Genomic DNA, 16,505 nt, shown 5'->3' on the forward strand with positions numbered 1-16,505 from the left:
CTGACACACCGCTATCGGGGGCAAGCCCCCTCCCACATTTGGATCGAGGCTAGGCGAAGGATCGGATGTGTGCCGCCAACTCCGCTAATTCGGCATCATCCGCCCGCACAAAATCGTGGGACGAGATGTACCCCTCGTAGCGATCAAAGAACTTGTCGACCCTGGAACTGATGGGCTTGAAGTCACTGTCCTGCCCCGTCCCATGCATGGGAAACAGCTTCGCATGCAGGTGATCCACCCCGTAGCCTTCCAGAATCATCCCCGTGCGCGCCACATCGGGAAACGCCCGGTCGATCTGCTGCGCGGTTTTCTTCGCCGCCACCACCAGACCTGCCAGCACCTCATCCGACTGGGCGAAGGCGTAGCTTCCGTAGTGCTGCTTGGGGATCACCACGCTGAAACCGGGTGTGTTGGGGAAAATAGACAGGAAGGCCATATGCTGTTGGTCTTCCCACAGAATATGGGCCGGGGAGGTTTTTCGGACAATGCTGCAGAAAATACAATCCATTTGAATCACCGTCAGTTTCATCATGGGCTTGGTCTGGTCGACCATCTAAAGCCAGGATTGGGCGGGCGTCAAAGCAAATGGGCTTTTTCCAGAACGTCGCAGGTTGGCTACCGCTCGAAGCCGTGTTCCGACAGCGTTACGAAGACCGGCCCTTCGCGCATGTTTCGCTGAACCCAAAATGAAAAACGCCCCGAACCAGTCGGGGCGTTTTTCATTCAGCGTTTACTTATCAAGCCTGATCAGCCAAGCGCCACGTCGTCCCACCCTTGCCGTCTTCCAACACCACACCCATCGCGGTCAGTTGGTCACGGATCCGGTCGGACTCCGCCCAGTCCTTGTTGGCCCGCGCCGTCAAGCGCGCCTGGATCAGCGCGTCCACTTCAGCCGCATCCACACGCCCTTCGGCGCCGGCTTGCAGGAAGTCGTCGGCTTCCATCTGCAACACGCCCAGCACGCTGGCCAGTTCTTTCAGGCGTGCAGCCAGACCGGCCGCTGCGTCGAGATCGCTCTCACGCAGGCGGTTGATCTCGCGCACCATCTCGAACAGCACCGCGCAGGCTTCCGGTGTGCCGAAGTCGTCGTTCATTACTTCGGTGAACCGGGCCACGAACGCTTCGCCGCCGGCCGGGGCCACGGAGGGCAGGCCTTTCAACGCGTGGTAGAAACGCTCCAGGGCGCCTTTGGCGTCCTTGAGGTTGTCTTCCGAGTAGTTGATCGCGCTGCGGTAGTGGCTGGACACCAGCAGGTAGCGCACCACCTCCGGGTGGTACTTTTCCAGCACGTCGCGGATGGTGAAGAAGTTGTTCAAGGACTTGGACATCTTCTCGCCATTGATGCGGATCATGCCGCAGTGCATCCAGGCGTTGGCGTAGGTCTTGCCGGTGGCGGCTTCGCTTTGGGCGATTTCGTTTTCGTGGTGCGGGAACTCGAGGTCGCTGCCGCCGCCATGAATGTCGAAGGTCTCGCCCAGGCAGCAGGTGGACATCACCGAGCATTCGATGTGCCAGCCCGGACGCCCGGCGCCCCAAGGCGATTCCCAGCTTGGCTCGCCGGGCTTGGTGCCTTTCCACAGCACGAAGTCGAGCGGGTCTTGCTTGGCTTCGTCGACTTCGATGCGCGCGCCGATGCGCAGGTCTTCGATTTTCTTGCGCGACAGCTTGCCGTAGCCCATGAACTTGGCGACGCGGTAGTACACGTCGCCATTGCCTGGAGCGTAGGCGTAGCCCTTGTCGATCAAGGTCTGGATCATCGCGTGCATGCCCGGGATATGGTCCGTGGCACGCGGTTCCATGTCCGGCTTAAGGATGTTGAGGCGCGCCTCGTCCTCGTGCATGGCGGCGATCATGCGCGCGGTCAGGACGTCGAACGGCTCGCCGTTTTCCTTGGCGCGGTTGATGATCTTGTCGTCGATGTCGGTGATGTTGCGCACATAGGTCAAGTCGTAGCCGCTGAAACGCAACCAGCGGGTCACCAGGTCAAAGGCGACCATGCTGCGGCCGTGGCCGATGTGGCAGTAGTCGTACACGGTCATGCCGCACACGTACATGCGTACCTTGTTGCCATCCAGCGGCTTGAAGACTTCTTTGCTCTTGCTGAGCGTGTTGTAGATCGTTAGCACGACGGTTCCTTAAATCACTGGCCCCACGAATCACGCAAGGTCACGGTACGGTTGAATACCGGATGGCCAGGTTTCGAGTCCTTGATATCCGCGCAGAAGTAGCCTTCGCGCTCGAACTGGAAACGGTCTTCCGGCTGTGCATTGCCAAGGGATGGCTCGGCACGACAACCCGTGAGTACTTGCAGGGAGTTCGGATTGATGTTGTCGAGGAAGCTCGCGCTGTCTTCGGCTTTCTCAGGGTTCGGCGAACGGAACAGACGGTCGTACAGACGCACTTCGCACTCGACGCTGGCGGCGGCCGGCACCCAGTGGATCACGCCCTTGACCTTGCGGCCTTCAGGGTTCTTGCCCAGGGTTTCTGGATCATACGAGCAGCGCAGTTCGACGATGTTGCCCGCGGCGTCCTTGATCGCTTCGTCGGCGCGGATCACGTAGCTGCCGCGCAGGCGCACTTCGCCGGTAGGTTCCAGGCGCTTGTAGCCTTTTGGCGGCTCTTCCATGAAGTCGTCACGGTCGATGTAGATTTCACGGGCGAACGGCAGTGCGCGCACGCCCATGTCTTCTTTCGGGTGGCGTGGCAGTTCGAGGTTCTCGACCTGGCCTTCCGGGTAGTTGGTGATCACGACTTTCAGCGGGCGCAGCACGCACATGGCGCGCGGGGCGCTGTGGTCGAGGTCGTCACGGATGCTGAATTCGAGCATGCCGAAGTCGACCACGCCGTCGGAACGGTTGGTGCCGACCATTTCGCAGAAGTTGCGGATGGACTTGGGCGTGTAGCCGCGACGGCGGAAGCCCGACAGCGTCGACATGCGCGGGTCGTCCCAGCCGTTGACGTGCTGTTCATCCACCAGTTGCTTGAGCTTGCGCTTGCTGGTGATGGTGTAGTTCAGGTTCAGGCGGCTGAATTCGTACTGGCGCGGGTGTGCCGGAACCGGCAGGTGCTCCAGGAACCATTCGTACAGCGGACGGTGACTTTCGAACTCCAGGGTGCAGATGGAGTGGGTGATGCCTTCGATGGCGTCCGACTGGCCGTGGGTGAAGTCGTAGTTCGGGTAGATGCACCACTTGTCACCGGTCTGGTGGTGATGGGCATGGCGGATGCGGTACATGATCGGGTCGCGCAGGTTCATGTTCGGCGAGGCCATGTCGATCTTGGCACGCAGTACACGGGCACCGTCTGCGAACTCACCGGCGCGCATGCGGGCGAACCAGTCCAGGTTCTCTTCCACCGAACGGTCGCGGAACGGGCTGTTCTTGCCCGGCTCGGTCAGCGTGCCACGGTATTCCTTGGCCTGTTCAGGGGTGAGGTCGTCGACGTAGGCCTTGCCGGCCTTGATCAGCACGATGGCCCAGTCGAACAACTGGTCGAAATACTTGGACGCATAGCGCACTTCACCGGACCATTCGAAGCCCAGCCACTTGATGTCGCTTTCGATGGCGTCGATGTATTCCTGGTCTTCCTTGGCCGGGTTGGTATCGTCGAAACGCAGGTGCGTGACGCCACCGAACTCCTGGGCCAGACCGAAGTTCACACAGATCGACTTGGCGTGACCGATGTGCAGGTAGCCGTTGGGCTCCGGCGGAAAGCGCGTGACGATCTGCGTGTGCTTGCCCGAATCCAGGTCCGCCTGGATGATCGGGCGCAGGAAATTGACCGTGGCGGCAGGACCGGCCTTGGCGTTCGAGGTAGGGTCGACAGTGGGCTTGCTCATATTATCCTTGAACAGACGAGTACGTGGCCTTGGGCAGGCCAGATAAAACAAAGGGCTTATCATAGCCGAAGCGGTCAACCGCCTGACAGGGTGCGGCCAAAAACTGCTGCTTTAATTGCCCGGGCGGTAAAAAACCACCTCGAAATTCCCGCAGGGCACGCTAAACTGCGCGTCTTGGCCAACGTTTAGCCAAACAGGTCAGGCGCACAGCGCCCGAACCCACGAATTCCCTGAAAAGAGTAGTACACATGACTCAAGTCAAACTGACCACCAACCACGGTGACATCGTCATCGAGCTGAACGCCGAGAAAGCGCCGATCACCGTCGCCAACTTCATTGAATACGTGAAAGCCGGCCACTACGAAAACACCGTTTTCCACCGTGTCATCGGCAACTTCATGGTCCAGGGCGGCGGTTTCGAGCCTGGCATGAAAGAAAAGAAAGACAAGCGCCCAAGCATCCAGAACGAAGCGGACAACGGCCTTTCCAACGACAAATACACCGTCGCCATGGCCCGTACCATGGAGCCGCATTCGGCCTCCGCGCAGTTCTTCATCAACGTCGCCGACAACGCCTTCCTCAACCACAGCGGCAAGAACGTGCAGGGCTGGGGCTACGCGGTGTTCGGTAAAGTCACCGAAGGCACTGACGTCGTCGACAAGATCAAAGGCGTTGCCACCACCAGCAAAGCCGGCCACCAAGACGTGCCAGCAGACGACGTGATCATCGAGAAAGCCGAGATCATTGAGTGATATTGCTGATTTCAGACTTGCATCTGGAAGAGGAACGCCCGGACATTACCCGGGCGTTTCTGGATTTACTCCACGGCCGCGCCCGTGGCGCCCAGGCGTTGTACATCCTCGGGGACTTCTTTGAAGCCTGGGTTGGCGACGATGGGATCACCCCTTTCCAGCGCTCGATTTGCGCGGCCCTGCGCGAACTGAGCGACAGCGGCACCGCGATTTTCATCATGCACGGCAACCGCGACTTCCTGATCGGCAAGACGTTCTGCAAAGCCGCAGGCGCCAAGCTGCTCAAGGACCCGAGCATCGTGCAACTCGCCGGCGAGCCCGTGCTGCTGATGCACGGCGACAGCCTCTGCACCCGCGACGTCGGCTATATGAAGCTGCGGCGCATCCTGCGCAACCCGATTGTGCTGTTTATCCTGCGTCACCTGCCCTTGCGCACCCGCCACAAACTGGCGCGCAAGCTGCGCAACGAAAGCCGGGCGCAGACGCGGATGAAGGCCAACGACATTGTCGACGTCACCCCTGAGGAAGTGCCGCGGGTGATGCAGCAGTTCGGCGTGCGTACCCTGGTCCACGGCCATACGCACCGCCCCGCCATTCATAAGTTGCAGATCGGCGATCAGGCGGCCAAGCGTATTGTGCTGGGGGATTGGGACAAGCAAGGCTGGGCATTGCAGGTGGATGAGCAAGGGTTTCAGCTGGCGGCGTTTGACTTCGTCAATCCGCAACTGGCACTGCCGGGCGCCTGATCAACTGTGGGAGGGGGCTTGCCCCCGATGGCAGTGGGTCAGCTTCAAATAGGTTGACTGAGACACCGCTATCGGGGGCAAGCCCCCTCCCACAGTTGATTGCATTCCAGCCCTGGCTGATTGCATTTCAGCCCTGGCTGATTGCATTTCAGCCCTGGCTGATTGCATTCCAGCCTTGGCCGATCAGTGCCCTGATGCAGCCGGCCCCGCCTTCGCGGTAAACGGCGGTTTGGCCAGCCACACCAGCAGCATCAAGCCCATGAACATCCACCCCAGCAACGTGAAGTAATCCACGGTGGACATCATGTATGCCTGGCTGGTGAGGATCTGGTCGAGTTGGGCGTAGGCCTTTTGCCCCGCGCCGCCCAACGCATTCAACGCATCGCGGGTCGCCGCGTCGTAGGTGGTCATGTTCTCGCTCATGTACGCATGGTGCTGGTCGGCGCGGCGAATCCAGATCCAGGTGGTCAGCGAGGCCGCGAAGCTGCCGCCCAGGGTCCGCAGGAACGTCGCCAGGCCGGCGCCGTCGGCGATCTGGTGCGGCGGCAGGTCGGACATCAGGATGCTCAAGGTCGGCATGAAGAACAGCGCCACGCCGATGCCCATGAACAGCTGCACCAGGGCGATGTGCTGGAAGTCCACCTCATTGGTGAAGCTGGCGCGCATGAAGCAGCTCAAGCCAATCGCCAGGAACGCCAGGCCCGCCAGTACGCGCAGGTCGAATCGGTGCGCGTACTTGCCGACAAACGGCGACATCAGCACTGGCAGAATACCGATCGGCGCCACGGCCAGGCCGGCCCAGGTCGCGGTGTAGCCCATCTGGGTTTGCAGCCACTGCGGCAGGATCAGGTTGATGCCGAAGAAGCCCGCGTAGCCGAGGACCAGCACGATGGTGCCGATGCGGAAGTTGCGGTAGGCGAACAGCCGCAGGTTGACCACCGGGTGTTTGTCGGTCATCTCCCAGATGATGAACACCGCCAGGGCAATCACCGAAATCGCCGCCCCCACGATGATGAAGTTGGACTCGAACCAGTCCAGGTCGTTGCCCTTGTCGAGGATGATCTGCAACGCGCCGACCCCGACGATCAAGCTCAACAACCCCACATAGTCCATCGGCTGGTAGCTGGTGACCACCGGGCGTTTCTTCAACTGCGAACGCACCACCATCACCGCAAAGATGCCGATGGGCACGTTGATGAAGAAGATCCACGGCCAGCTGTAGCTGTCGGTGATCCAGCCGCCGAGGATGGGACCGGCAATCGGCGCCACCACCGTGACCATCGCCAGCAGTGCCAGGGCCATGCCGCGCCTCGCCGGCGGGTAGACCGCGATCAGCAACGTCTGGGTCATCGGGTACAACGGCCCCGCCACCAGGCCTTGCAACACCCGAAAGCCGATCAGCTCGGGCATCGACGTGGAAATACCGCAGAGAAACGAGGCCAGCACAAACAGCACGGTGGCCCAGAGAAACAGCTTCACCTCGCCGAAGCGCCGGCTCAACCAGCCGGTCAGCGGCAGGGCAATGGCGTTGCTCACCGCAAACGAGGTGATCACCCAGGTGCCCTGCTCCGAACTCACGCCAAGGTTGCCGGAAATGGTCGGCAACGCCACGTTGGCGATCGTGGTATCGAGCACCTGCATGAAGGTCGCCAGCGACAGGCCAATCGTGGCCATCACCAAGCTGGGTGGCGAGAAGGACGCGTTATGGCTCATCAGCGTTGCACAGCCTTGGGCGCGGCGAGGCTGTTGTCATGAATCAACTGGGTGATCATGGCATCGGCTTCGGCCAACTGGCGGTCATACACGTTGGTGGTGAACGAGGCCTTTTGCGGCGCCTGTTGCGCCAGTACCGGGCCACTCTGGTCATGCAGGTCGACGCTGACCACCGTGCTCAAGCCCACCCGCAGCGGGTGTTTGGCCAGTTCTTCGGCATTGACGTGGATGCGTACCGGCACCCGTTGCACGATCTTGATCCAGTTGCCCGTGGCGTTCTGCGCAGGCAGCAAGGCAAACGCGCTGCCGGTGCCGGCGCCGAGGCTGTCGATGGTGCCGCTGAACTTCACATCGCTGCCGTAAATGTCCGCTTCGATGTCCACCGGTTGGCCGATACGCATATTGCGCAGTTGGGTTTCCTTGAAGTTGGCGTCGATCCACAACTGGTTCAGCGGGATCACCGCCATCAACGCCGTCCCCGGCTGCACGCGCTGGCCCAGTTGCACGGTGCGCTTGGCCACATAGCCGGTGACGGGGGCGATCAGGGTGCTGCGCGCATTGGCCAGGTAGGCCTGGCGCAGTTGCGCGGCGGCGGCTTGCACGTCCGGATGGGACGAGATCACCGTGTCGTCGACCAGGGCGTTGCTGCTTTTGAGCTGCTGCTCAAGGTTGGTCAGGGCATTCTTGGCCGCGGTCAGGCTGTCGCGGGCGTGGGACAGTTCTTCCTGGGAAATCGCCCCGCCCTGGGCCAGGGTCTTACGCCGGTTGTAGTTGTCCTCGGCAGTTTGCACGTCGGCTTTCTGCGCATTGACCTGGGCTTTCATGCCGTCGACGTTGCTGTACAAGCCCCGCACCTGGCGCACGGTGCGGGCCAGGTTGGCCTGCGCACTTTGCAGGCCGACCGCCGCGTCGTTGGGGTCGAAGTTGATCAGCACCTGGCCTTCGTGGACCAGGTCGCCATCGTCGGCGCCGATGCTGACCACGGTGCCGGTGACCAGCGGGGTGATTTCCACCACGTTGCCGTTCACGTAGGCGTCGTCGGTGCTTTCATTGAAGCGGCCGTAGAGTTCATACCAACCCCACACGCCGACCACGCCGAGGATGACGATCAGCACCAGGCCGACCAGCATGACTTTGCGTTTGCGCGGGTTGTTATCGGGCGTTCCCGTTGCGTTGTTGCTTTCGGCAGTGGCCATGTCAGTTACCTCAAATTATTCCGTGCGTGTAGCTGGGGTGGTCGATGCCACATTTGCGGCGTCGTAGCCGCCACCCAGGGCTTGCATCAATTGGATCGACAGATCGATTTGCGCGGCGTTCAAGGTCGCCAGCTGACGCTGGGCCTGCAGCAATTGCTGCTCGATGCTGAGCACGTCCAGGTAGTTGCCGATCCCGGAGCTGTAACGCTGCATCGCGGTGTCGTAGGACTGCTGGGCAATGTCCGCGGCGTGTTGCTGGGCCTGGATCTGCCGACCGGTTTCGCGCAGTTGTGAAAGGCTGTTGCCGATATCGCCGAGGGCTTGCACCAGGGTTTTGTTGTACTGGGCCACGGCCAGGTCATAGTCGGCATCGCGCGCATCGAGGTTGGCGCGCAGGCGACCGCCGTCGAAGATCGGCAGCGAGATCGTCGGCGCAATGTTGAAGAAGCGGCTGGCCGAACCGAACATCGCGTCACCCAGCAACGACTCGGCCCCGGCGCTCGCGCTCAGGTTGAGGTTGGGGTAGAAGTTGGCCTTACCGGCGGCGATATTCTTGCTCGCCGCCTCTACACGCCAACGTGCGGCGATCAGGTCCGGGCGACGACCCAGCAGTTCGGCGGGCAGCACCGAGGGTACGGCGACGGCGCTGGGCTTGAGTACATTCGGACGCGCCAGCTCGTTACCCCGGTCGGGGCCTTTGCCGAGCAACACCGCCAGGGCGATTTTCGCGCTCTGCAGTTGTTTTTCCGCATCGATCAGTTGCGACTGGGAGCTGGCTTCCAGGCTTTCGGTCTGTTGGAACTGGTACTGGCTGTCGATGCCCGAGTTCAGGCGGCGCTGGCTCAGGTTGAGCATTTGCCGGGCACGCTTGAGGTCGTCATTGGCCAGGTCACACACGATATGGGCCTGGCCCAGATCGCTGTAGGCCTTGGCCACATCGGCCGCCAGGGTCAGGCGCGCGGCCTGTTGGTCGATTTCGGCGGCGCGGGCCTGGCCCAAGGCCGCTTCCCAGGCGGCGCGCTGGCCGCCCCAGAGGTCGAAGTTGTAGTTGAAGCTCGCGCCGAGGCTTCGCACCGTCGAGTAGGTATCGCCCTGCAGCCGCGGGTCCTGGTCCCTGGCCAGCCGCGACCGGCTCACACCGGCGCTGGCGTCCAGGGTCGGCATGCGTGCGGCGTTCGCCGCATAGGCGGCGGCTTCCGCCTGGTGGGCACGGGCGCTGGCCACTTGCATGTCGGGGCTGTTTTGCAGGGCTTCCTGGATCAAACCGTCGAGTTGCGGGTCGCCGAGGCTTTTCCACCAGTCGGCGCTGGGCCAGGCGGCGCTCGACAGGGTCACGCCGGTCAACGACTGACCGGTCTGCAGGGTGTTGGCGTCGAGGCGCTGGCCCTGGGTATCGAGGCCGCTGAAGTTGGCGCAACCGGCCATGCTCATGGCCGCCAGCACCAGGCAAAGGGCACGTGTGTTCATTCTTTACCTACCCGCTGAAGGGTGATGGGATCACCGGCAGCTATCAGCATTTTCATGAGGATCTTTTCCAGGGTTTGCAATTCACCCGGCTCCAGTGCGCAGGCCAACTGGTTCAACGCCTCGGCGCCGATGTACGGCAGCCTGTCCGCCAGGCGCTGGCCGTCGTCGGTCAACACCAGTTGCACTTGGCGACGGTCCAGCGCCGAACGCTTGCGATCAAGCAGGCCTTTTTGCTCCAGGCGATCGAGCATGCGGGTCATCGAACCGCTGTCCAGGGACAGGTGGCGGCACAGCTCCGCCGGGGTGTCGACACCGAACTGCGCCATGATGATCAACACCTTGAACTGCGCGGCGGTGATGCCGTGGGGTTCCATATGGGTGTCGATGATCTTGTCTTTAAGGATGGCGGCACGCCCCAACAACAGCCCGAGGTGGCAGTTGTGGAAGTTGTCCGGGGTGAAGTGCTTCATCGAAAGTCACCTTATTACTGCCTAGGCAGCGAATGTGTGACGAGATATTACTGCTTAGGCAGCGAATGTCAAATGAAATGATTAGCTTGCTTGGTATGTGCGAGCGAGCAAGCCCGCTCGCACTTTTTCATCGAGGGCGGATCTAGAAATCCCGCTTATAGAAAATATCCAACGAACTGGCCACACCACTGGCCACCTCCAGATACACCTTCTTGCTCAACAGGTAGCGCAAAGCAATGGTGCTGGCCGGCTCGAACACCCCAACCCCATAACGCAGGCTGAGTTTCTCCGAGATCTTGCCGCTGGCGACCACGGCGGTGTTGGTGCCGCTGCCTTGGGTGTCGAGTTCGAAGTCCTGGATGCCGAGGTTCTTGGCAATGTCCGAGGTCACGCCGGCACTGCCCATCAAGCCCAGGCCCAGGGCGGCTTGGGCGAGCATATTGTTATCTTCACCGGTGGTGCTCAGCGGACGGCCGAGCACCAGGTAGGACAGCGCCTGCTCCTGGCTCATGGCCGGCTCGGAGAAGATCTGCGTAGTGGGCTGTTCGGCGCTGCCGCTCAGGCGGATACCAGCGACGACATCGCCGGTCTTGCGGATCGCTTCGATATCCAGATAAGGCTGGTCGAGCGGCCCGGCGAACAGCAAACGCGCACGGCGCACATCCAGCTTCTGGCCGTAGGCACGGTAGCGGCCGTCGTTGAGCCACAGCTCGCCGCGGGTGTCCAGGTTGTCGCCGATATGCACATGCCCCTGCACCTTGGCGGTGAGGCCGAAGCCCGAGAAGTTGAGCTGGTCTTCACCCACCGCCACGTCGATATCCATCGCCATCGCCATCGGCGGCTTGCCCTCTTCGGTCTGGCTGCCGACGATCACCGTGTCATCGGAGACCTTGACCGTCGACGGCGGCAGTTCGCGCACGGTGATGTCACCCCGCGGGATCTGCACCTTGCCGGCGATCGCGAGCTTGTCGTTCTTCAGGCTGATCTTCAGGTCGGGCGCGACTTCCAGCACCGCGTAAGGTTCGACGGTGACCGGCAGGTGCGAGCCTTGCAGGCTGAGGTCGACCGCCAGGGCGCGGCCCCAGTCGATGTGGCCCTTGAGGCTGCCCTGCCCGGCCTTGCCGCTGTGCCAGCGGCCATCGAGTTGCACGCTTTCGCCGGCAATCAGCGCCTGTACGTTCAAGCCTTCGAGGCTGATGGGCAGTTCCGCCCCGGAAATCTCGCCGCCCACCAGGTTCATGCTGCCGTTGACCAGCGGCGCCAGCAGGCCACCGGAGATGCGGCCATTGCCGTTGAGCTTGCCGTTGAGTTTTTCCACCATCGGCACAAACGGCCGCGCCACGGTGAGGTCCAGACCGGTGAGGCTGAAAGTACCGGTGATCGGCTTGTTTTTCGCCAGCGGGTTGATCTGTGCCTGCAACCGCAACTCACCGAGCTTGCCGCCCTGGAAGTTGAGCTGGGTGTCGATGCGCTTGGGGTTGAGGGTGGCGTCCAATTGCAGCGTGTCGTAGGGGAAATCCAGCCACTGGTGCTTGTCCTTGACGCGCAACGTGCCGCCACTGGCATCCACTGCGATCACGCCTTTGGGGCCGCTGGCCGGCAGGTCGAGCTGTACGTCGGCGTTGAGCGTGCCCTGCCAGGCGAAGTCCTTGGGCAACCAGGCCGCCAGGCTATCGATGGGGAATTGCTTGAGGTGGTAACGCAGCTTCGGTTCAGGCATCAGGCGCTGATCTTCAGCACACAGGCTGGCCGGGCCCGCGACCCAGCAGTGGGCGGCGAAGGTCAGCCTGCCATCGGCCAGGCGCTCGATTTTCGCCGGGGCCTGCAGCTTCCAGTCCTGGCCGCCGGCCTGCACGTCACCGCTGGCCAGGCGTCCGCGCCAGTTGCCTTGGTCGAGGTTGCCATCCAGGGCCAGGGCCAGCTTGACCAGTGGGCCGGCCAGATCCAACTGGACCTTCTGTTGCCTGACATCGCCCTGGGCGCTGGCTGTCAGGGTGCCGACTTGGGTGTCGCCGCTTTGGATGCCGCTGCCCTTGAGGTCGATCTTTGCGCGCTGGGCGTTATCGAGCGTGGCGTCGAGGCTCAGGCTTTGCAGGCGATTGTCGGCAAACGCCAGTTGCTGGCCCTTGAGGTCGAGTTTGCCTTGAGGCGCTTTGAGGCTACCGGCCACATCGAGTCGGCCATTGACCTGCCCGCGTAACTGCGGCCACAGCTGGGCCAGCCGCGTCAGTTTGATATCGATCTGCCCGGCCAGGCGTTGTTGCAGGCTGCCGCTGCCGTTGATGCGGTTGTCGCCCAGGCGGATATCCAGGTTGGCCAGGGTCCATTGCTCACCCGCGCCTTCGGCCTTGGCGGCCAATACGGCGGGCTGCCCGCGCAGACGGCCCTTGAGGCCGAGGTCGGCGCTCAGTTTGAGCTGCTGGTTCTTGAACTCGCCTTTGCTGCGCAGCGGTCCGGCCAGCGTGCCCGGCAACTCCGCGACCCAATACGCCGGGTTCAGCGCCGACAGGTCGAGCGCCGTGTCCCAGGCGATGCCATCGGCAAACTGCAGGTTGAGGTGGCCTTCGGCCTTGCCTTGGCCAGCGGTCAGTTTCAGCTCGGGCAGGAACACTTGTTTGAGGTCGCCGCTGAACGGCGTGACCACGTTGAATTTGCCCGCGGGGCCATCGAGGTCGGCCTTGAGGTTGCCGAGGTAGCTGCCGTCTTTATAGAAAATTTCACCATTGAAGGTACGCAAGGTGACTTGCGGCTCGTCGATCAAGGGGTAGAGGCGATGCCAGGGGAAGTCCAGCCAATCGATTTTCGCATCGGCTTGAAAGCCCTGCTGCCAGTCCAGCTGTGCCGTGAGTTTCAGGCTTTGCTTGTCACCGGCGCTCAGATCCAGGCCGGCGATTTGCGCGCCCTTGGCATCGACCTTACCTTGCAGCAGTAAGTCCACCGGGCCCTTTTCTGCGGGCAGTATGGCTTTGCCGAGCAATTGGTAACCGCTGTCCAGGTCGCCTTTGGCGGTGAGGTCAAGTTGATTGAGTTGCAGGGTGTCAGGCAAATCGGCGCTGGGTTTGAAGGCGTCGGCGGTGATGTGCAGCTGTGCCGGCAGGTTTTCCACCAGCGGCTGCAACTCGCCGCTGAGCTTGGCCGGCAGGTAGCCGCTGCTGTCGGCGTCGAGCTTGAGGGTCTTGAGCAGGTCGCCATCGGCCCTGAACGCCACCGTCCACGGCGCGCCGCCGGGGGCGTAAGGCAGGCTCAGGTTGCCGCTGGCGGTCAACGGCCAATCACCGCTGGGTTGGAGTAGCCCGGACAGGTCCAGCACCAGATCATCGCGTTGCAGATGCACGGAATCGATCTGCAGGCCCGCGGCGGTCCAATGCGCCGCCAGTTGCATACCCTTGAGTTCCTCGCTGCCGTTAAACAGCAGGCTGCCGACGCGAACGTCGCCCAACTGGAGCGCAACCGGCAACTTCAGCGCCGGCAGCTGGATCGGCCCGCTGCTCGGCTCCGTGCTCGGCGCAAATTGCAGGCTGACTTGATCCACCGCCAACCGGTCAATGCACAGCGTCAGGCGCAGCAGGCAGGCCGGCGACCAGTCGAACGTCGGCGCGTTGAGTTCGACACGGTCACTGCCCTGCTGCCACAGCAGATGCTCGGCACTCCATTGGCCGCCCAAACGGCCCTGGAAATTGTCCACGCTCAAGCCCGGCACCTGGCCCAACGCCCAACGGCTGCCCGCCTGGGTTCCGAGTACGGTCCACAGCGCCAGCAACACCATGGCCAGGAGGGCAACGGCAGCCAGCCCGGCTATTTTCAAACCACGCATCACAGCTCAGGCCCCATGGAAAAGTGCAAACGGATACCGCCCGGGTCTTCCAGGGCATGGGCCAGGTCAAGGCGAATCGGCCCGACGGGCGACACCCAGCGCAGGCCGACGCCCACGCCGGTTTTCAGGCTTGGCATTTCCAGGGTGTTGAAGGAGTTGCCCTGGTCGATAAAGGTCGCGATCCGCCATTTTTCGGCGATGGAATATTGATACTCGGCGCTCAAGGCCACCATGTAGCGGCCACCGATGCGGTCGCCACGGTCGTTCTCCGGCGACAGGGTCTGGTACTCGTAACCACGCACGCTCTGGTCGCCACCGGCAAAGAAACGCAGCGACGGCGGCACCGACTTGTAGCCGTTGGTGGCGCTGCCGCCGATCTGCGCCCGCGCGAGGAAACGGTGCTTGTCCCACACGGTGGTCAGGCCTTTGACCATGGCCGTGCCGTAAAGCAGGTTGGTGTCGGAGCCGAAGCCTTCCTTGGCCAGCTTGGTGTCGAATTGCAGGCGATAGCCGTGGTGGGGATCGATGCGGTTGTCGCTGCGCAAATAGGAATAGCTGAGCCCCGGCATCAACAGGTTGCTCAGGCCCGAGTCATCGCCCAGGCGATATTCTTCACGCTGCCACTTGAGGGAGACCACCCGGGTCCAGCCGCTGGGCAACTTGCTGTGCCATTCCGGGCCGAGGGTGAGCAATTTACTCAGGGTGTCGGTGTTGGCCAGTTCTTCATTCTGGTAGCCGCCGGCAAAACGCAGTTTGTCGGTAAGCGGTGGGTCGAGCGGGATGTCGTACCACAGGCCGACGTTCTGCCGTGGCGCCGACAATTCGGCTTCCCAGCCGTAACTGTGGCCCTGCGGATTAACCCAATGCCGCGTCCAGTTGGCTTTGCCGCGCGGGCCGACGTCGGTGGAAAAGCCGAGGCCCAGGCCCATGGTGCGTGGCTTGCGGGTTTCCAGTTGCACCGCGACCGGGATCACATCGTTGGCCGACGCAGCCGGCGCGGCGTCCACCCGCACGCCCTCGAAAAAGCCGCTGGCTTGCAGGTTCTGGTTCAACTCGGCGATCAGTTCGGAATCGTAGGGCGCGCCGTTTTTGAACGGCACCATGCGTTGCAACAGTTCTTCATCGAACGGCGTATCGCCAGCAAAATTGACCTTGCCCAAGGTGTAGCGCGGGCCGCTGTCATACACCAGTTCAATATCGGCGACGCCCGCCTTGGGGTCGACCGACAGGGTCTGGCGGGTAAAGCGCCCATTGAAAAAGCCGTAGCGCGAGGCCTGGTTCTGGATCAGACGCTTGGCGTCTTCGTAATGGCCGTGGTTGAGCACGGCACCGGATTCAAGGTCGCGGCTGGCAGGCACACGAAAGGCTTTGAGGGCGGCGGCCGGGCCGTCGACCCGAATGGTCACGTCGCGCAAATGCACCGGTTCGCCGGGCTCGATGGTCAGGGTCAGGCGCGGGTTCTTGCCGCCCTGCACATCACTGCTGATCTGCGGCTGATAGAAGCCCAAGGCCTGGGCCGCTTTGCGCGCCTGCTCCTCGGCGCCACGGCTGAAGCGCAGCAACGCTTCTTCATCGCGATCGCCTACCCCGCCGATGTAGCCTTCGATGTTGGCTTTCAACGCGTCGTTTGAGGGTTTGACTCGCACGTCCAGTTCGCTTTGCGCCAAAGCGCCGCAGCTTGTGAACAGCAGAATCAAGCCGCTGGTGAATCTTCCTGGAAACTTCATAGGCGCGGATGCTACACGAGCTGGAGAGACTCTTTGAACTCAGATTTATCTGAAAATCCTGACTCAAGTCGTTACAGCCTGTAACGGCTGTGGATTGGCATGAAAAAACACATGCTCCAGGATCGGTCCTACAGCAACTTCGCCGATTTCCTCATAACCCTGACGCTTGTAGAACTCCAGGTAACGTGAGTTGCCGGTATCGAGCACCACACCGGACGAATGCGGGTCCTCGGCGCACCAGTTGTGTACCGCGCCGAGCAGTTGCTCACCGAAGTGCTTGCCCTGGAATTGCGGGTGAATACCCAGCAACGGCAACACGTGCACCGAATCGCTGGGCAGGCACGCCAGCACCGCCTGGTGATAATCCAGGTAACGCCGTGTCCCCCGCACACCGGTGCTCAACCACATGCGCAATTGCCACGCCCAGCTCTCGGTGATGCCCAGACGCCGCTGGGGTGGCGCGATCAACGCAACGCCGATCAGTCGGTCGTCGACGAACAGGCCGATGGCGGGAAGCTTCTGGAAGAAATGCTGTTTGACCAACTCGCGCACGGTGGCACGGACCCGCTGCTCATACCCCGGCCGCTCAGCTTCGAAGATGTAGGCGAACGTCGGCTCATGGCGATAAGCCTGGTACAGCAGGGAGCGCGCTTCGCTGGAATAGTCGCTATTGAGCAGGCGGATTTCGGCAATCGCAGTTGAAGTGTCAGACATACAGTGAATCTCCCTGGGCGCCATTCAAAAGACGGCGTTCTTATGGGTACGAACTTACGCAGCGCGAG

12 protein-coding genes are annotated in these 16,505 nt (G+C 62.1%); 2 read left to right on the forward strand and 10 right to left on the reverse strand.

All coding sequences use genetic code 11. The features are described 5' to 3' along the window. Positions 1-49 precede the first annotated feature (49 nt). From LQ249_RS19800 to LQ249_RS19810, 3 genes are all read right to left on the reverse strand, one after another. The gene (locus LQ249_RS19800; protein ID WP_046385231.1) at positions 50-508 is read right to left on the reverse strand and encodes an HIT family protein; all 459 of its coding nucleotides are present in this window, start codon (positions 506-508) and stop codon (positions 50-52) included. 229 nt (positions 509-737) lie between these two features. Next, a complete protein-coding gene (gene cysS / locus LQ249_RS19805; protein ID WP_017848094.1) occupies positions 738-2,126 on the reverse strand; it encodes a cysteine--tRNA ligase in 1,389 nt (462 codons plus the stop codon). A 14-nt stretch (positions 2,127-2,140) separates the two neighbouring features. Then, complete coding sequence (locus LQ249_RS19810; protein ID WP_017848095.1) at positions 2,141-3,838, reverse strand: glutamine--tRNA ligase/YqeY domain fusion protein; 1,698 nt, start codon at positions 3,836-3,838, stop codon at positions 2,141-2,143. 248 nt (positions 3,839-4,086) lie between these two features. On the opposite strand from LQ249_RS19810, the gene LQ249_RS19815 reads away from it, so the two are divergent. Continuing rightward, positions 4,087-4,590, forward strand: a complete 504-nt coding sequence (locus LQ249_RS19815) for a peptidylprolyl isomerase (RefSeq protein WP_017848096.1) — start codon at positions 4,087-4,089, stop codon at positions 4,588-4,590. After that, positions 4,587-5,336: a UDP-2,3-diacylglucosamine diphosphatase gene (lpxH, locus tag LQ249_RS19820; protein ID WP_232565825.1), complete on the forward strand. Its 750-nt coding sequence runs from the start codon at positions 4,587-4,589 to the stop codon at positions 5,334-5,336. Before LQ249_RS19815 ends, lpxH begins: the two co-directional genes overlap by 4 nt. A gap of 183 nt (positions 5,337-5,519) precedes the next feature. On the opposite strand, the gene LQ249_RS19825 is transcribed toward lpxH, so the two are convergent. The 7 genes from LQ249_RS19825 to LQ249_RS19855 all read right to left on the reverse strand — a co-directional run bounded on the left by LQ249_RS19825 (position 5,520) and on the right by LQ249_RS19855 (position 16,437). After that, positions 5,520-7,049, reverse strand: a complete 1,530-nt coding sequence (locus LQ249_RS19825; RefSeq protein WP_046382879.1) for a DHA2 family efflux MFS transporter permease subunit — start codon at positions 7,047-7,049, stop codon at positions 5,520-5,522. After that, a complete protein-coding gene (locus LQ249_RS19830; RefSeq protein ID WP_057004442.1) occupies positions 7,049-8,245 on the reverse strand; it encodes an HlyD family secretion protein in 1,197 nt (398 codons plus the stop codon). Before LQ249_RS19830 ends, LQ249_RS19825 begins: the two co-directional genes overlap by 1 nt. Positions 8,246-8,260: 15 nt before the next feature. Further along, positions 8,261-9,712, reverse strand: coding sequence for an efflux transporter outer membrane subunit (locus LQ249_RS19835; protein WP_232565826.1), 1,452 nt, complete (start codon positions 9,710-9,712; stop codon positions 8,261-8,263). Further along, positions 9,709-10,182: a MarR family winged helix-turn-helix transcriptional regulator gene (locus LQ249_RS19840; RefSeq protein WP_232565827.1), complete on the reverse strand. Its 474-nt coding sequence runs from the start codon at positions 10,180-10,182 to the stop codon at positions 9,709-9,711. The genes LQ249_RS19835 and LQ249_RS19840 overlap by 4 nt, the downstream gene beginning before the upstream one ends. 142 nt (positions 10,183-10,324) lie before the next feature. Next, positions 10,325-13,996, reverse strand: coding sequence for a translocation/assembly module TamB domain-containing protein (locus LQ249_RS19845; protein ID WP_232565828.1), 3,672 nt, complete (start codon positions 13,994-13,996; stop codon positions 10,325-10,327). Next, positions 13,996-15,723 (reverse strand): autotransporter assembly complex protein TamA, encoded by a 1,728-nt coding sequence (locus LQ249_RS19850; RefSeq protein WP_017848103.1) that lies wholly within the window; start codon positions 15,721-15,723, stop codon positions 13,996-13,998. The genes LQ249_RS19845 and LQ249_RS19850 overlap by 1 nt, the downstream gene beginning before the upstream one ends. A gap of 63 nt (positions 15,724-15,786) precedes the next feature. Then, complete coding sequence (locus LQ249_RS19855; RefSeq protein WP_017848104.1) at positions 15,787-16,437, reverse strand: GNAT family N-acetyltransferase; 651 nt, start codon at positions 16,435-16,437, stop codon at positions 15,787-15,789. Positions 16,438-16,505: the final 68 nt, after the last annotated feature.

It is taken from the genome of Pseudomonas sp. 7-41, from assembly GCF_021233075.1.
Classification (GTDB): Bacteria; Pseudomonadota; Gammaproteobacteria; order Pseudomonadales; family Pseudomonadaceae; genus Aquipseudomonas; species Aquipseudomonas veronii.